A 3,348-nucleotide genomic window follows, 5' to 3' on the forward strand; every position below is an offset into this window, starting at 1 on the left:
CGCCAACGAGGTCCTCCTGGAACTCGGCTCGGTCGAGGCTCGCCAAGGCCTGAGGCCCCGGCGAACCCGGGAGCGGCCCGCCCTGAACCCGGGCCCGTCCCCCGCCCACGCCGGGCGGCTGAGCCCGAATCCACCGCTTGGTGACCGCGGTGCCGATGGGGTGACGCAAAGAGGTGCCCGCTGAGCTGGGAGGATGGGAGTTCTCTACGCTTCCGTCCGCCCAACCAGCAAGGCACCTCGCAAGTGAAAGTGCGACACGAGGTCGCGTCGTTCGAGTGGACATCATCGAGAGGGGGTCGGTGGGATGACGACGTGATGACCGGGGCAGTGTCCGATGACGTGTCCCCGCTCTGACGTGCGTCGATGGTAACGGCGGGGTGCGGAGCACGGAGAAGAAGCGCAAGAGCACCTGCTCCATCCGGGAGCCACAGGCAAGGGGAAGACCGAACGGGTGAACCGTGAGTGAAACCTTGATGACGTCCCGTGACGCGAGAGCCCCGTTGATGGGATGCGGGAGTGGGGTGCAGCAGGCTCTGCGATGCGGCCGGTCTCCCCGTACCAGAACAAACGAGTCCCGCAGCCGGAAGCCACGACTTGTTTCGCGGCAAGCCCTTAACGTCCACTCGTTGGAAAGGTCCGGTCGCCTTTTCAAACCCCTGCAGCTCGAAGGTGGCCCGTTTCTACCGAAGCTTTAGGGTGCGAAAGGGCATTGCGGGGGGGGCACGTTAAACACTTCTCAACTCGGCATGGGGGCACCTCAGATCGTCCTCAAGTATAATTCAGTGCGCAAGTCGGGGCCCTATATTTCGTCGGCGTTCCCCTGAATGCATGTCAGCGACAATGACGTCGTCAGTCCATTTTTCTTCCGAGTGGTCAACTGCACCTGAAAGTTTGACCTGTCGCTAAACCGATCGCACGTCCGGTTGTCGTGCGTCCGCCCCGCCGAAACGCCGGAAACCCGGCCTACGGCATTCTCAATGCATGGAGAAATTCGTGACAGAAACGCAAGAAGTTTCCAAGATAGGTAATGGGCAGCAGCAGTTACATCGTTCCGTAGGACTGTTCGGGCTAACGATGATCTCGCTTGGCTCAATCATCGGATCAGGCTGGCTATTGGGTGCCTCGAAGGCTGCCACCCACGCTGGCCCGTCGTCCATGCTTTCCTGGATCCTGGCTACGGCGATCCTCGGCGTCCTGGCTCTGATTCACGCCGAACTCGGAACGGCCTACCCGGTCGCGGGAGGCACCGCGCGGTTCCCGGCGTTCGCTTTCGGGCGCCTGGCTGGCTTCGCCGCTGGCTGGGCGGCATGGCTGCAGGCCGTGGCGCTGGCGCCCGTCGAGGTTGAGGCGAGTCTGACCTACCTGGACAACATCAACTGGGTGAGCACGCACCTGCACCTGCTGAATACGAAAAGCTCCACCTTGACCGCCAGTGGATTTGTGTGGGCAACGCTGCTGATGGTGCTGTTCACCGCGATCAACCTGGTCGGTGTGAAGGTCATGTCGGAGAGCAACTCGGCCGCCGTGGTGTGGAAGGCGGCTGTGCCGGTGCTGACCATCGTGGTGCTGCTCAGCCTGTCGTTCCACCCCGGCAACTTCCACGCCGGCGGCGGATTCTTCCCCCATGGCCCGCAGGGCGTCTTTGCCGCGCTGCCGGCCGGTGTGGTCTTCGCTGCTCAGGGCTTCGAACAGTGCATCCAGTTCGCTGGCGAGGCCCGCAACCCGCAGAAGCACATCTCGCGTGCCATCCTCATTGCCATGGCCGTCGGCGCGACGACCTACATCCTGTTGGAGATCGCATTCATCGGCTCGCTCGACCCAGCCGCTTTGGTACACGGATGGGACAACCCGATAGCCAAGGGCTCCTTCGGCCCGTACGCGACTCTGGCCACCGCGGCCGGTGCGGGCTGGCTGGCCTACGTGCTCTACGCGGATGCGTTCGTCTCACCGGCCGGCACCGCCCTGGTGTACCTGGGCACGTCTTCCCGGCTCACCTACGCCCAGAGCCACGCTGGCGAGTTGCCGAAGGGCTTCGCGAAGCTTACCCGCCGCGGGATCCCGGTCTGGGCTGTGGCGCTGGCCTTCGTCATCGGTGAGATTTCCTTCCTGCCGTTCCCCAGTTGGCAGAGCCTGGTCGGGCTGGTGACCTCCGCGACCGCCATCATGTACGCCTTCGCCCCCGTGTCACTGACCGCGCTGCGCCGGCGCGACCCGGAGCGCAGGCGCCCGTACCGGCTGAAGGCGGCACCCGTGATCGCACCACTAGGCTTCATCGCCGCCAACCTGGTCATCTACTGGGGCGGTTTCGACACCACATGGAAGATCGATATCGGTATCGCGCTTGGATTCGTCATCTTCGCTGCGACCCAGATCTTCAAGAAGGAGCCCTTGCCGATCAGCAAGACCGACTGGAAGGGCTTCACGTGGGTGCCAGTATGGCTAGCGGCGAATGTGGGCCTCGGCTACCTCGGCAACTATGACAGCGGCGGCTTCCGCGCCGGTGGCGGAGAACTCGCCCTCCTGCCCAACATGGCGGACCTGCTTTTCGTGGCCGCCGTCAGCCTGGCCATCTACTACTGGGCCGTCTCCCTCGCCGTGACCACCGAAGAGGTTCATGAACTGGTGGCCCAGGACGAAGCTGACCTGACCGTGACACATAAATCGGCTAGTAACACCGCGCGACCGCTGGAAGACGACCTCGCAACCACGCTCTGAACGTTATCTGGCTGAGTACAACCGCCGATGCTCTGGCTGTCGCCTTCGGAGGTGTTCCGAGGGTTCTGAACGCCTCCGTTGAGACTCGGATGGTTTGGCGGAGGAGTGCGGGGTGGTCTCGGCTCTTGGGGCGTGGGGGCAGTGTCGTTACGGCCGAGGAGTGTCCAACGGACGATCTCGTGCCGGGGGTAACTGCCGGATATAAAGGCGGAGTTACTCGACCTTGCGACGGAGGTCACGATCTGGAGCGTGCTGCGGGGATCGCTGACCAGCTCGATGGCCTACTGCTCGACATCGCCTGGATCTTCCCTCGCACTGATCTGTGGGGGCGGGCGGCGGCGTGCGTGCGCGGCCTGCTGGCCCCGCTGCCCCGCAAGAACGGCTGGCAGACACGGCAGCTGTAGTTCCAGCGTCTGTGCTGGTCATTGTGTTGCTGGGGCGGGTGCGGGCATGAGTACGGCCACCGTGATCATGAACGTTTGTGACGACGTATCAAGACGCGGTGGCCGTGGAAGCAACGATAGCCGAGCGGGCGTGGGCCCGAGTTCGACAGTTGGTGGGCATGCGGGGCGGGTTGGCGGCGGATCTGTGCAGGTGGGAGACGTGAGGCAGCTCCGAAGCCGCTCGAAGGTG

Annotated in this window: 1 protein-coding gene; it reads left to right on the forward strand. The window is 63.9% G+C overall.

What is annotated here, in order from left to right:
- Positions 1-981 precede the first annotated feature (981 nt).
- Positions 982-2,715: an APC family permease gene (locus ABZZ74_RS53170; RefSeq protein WP_356951314.1), complete on the forward strand. Its 1,734-nt coding sequence runs from the start codon at positions 982-984 to the stop codon at positions 2,713-2,715.
- The last annotated feature ends 633 nt before the right edge of the window (positions 2,716-3,348 follow it).

This window comes from Streptomyces sp. NPDC006476 (assembly GCF_040612015.1).
In the GTDB taxonomy this organism is placed as follows: Bacteria; Actinomycetota; Actinomycetes; order Streptomycetales; family Streptomycetaceae; genus Streptomyces; species Streptomyces griseorubiginosus_B.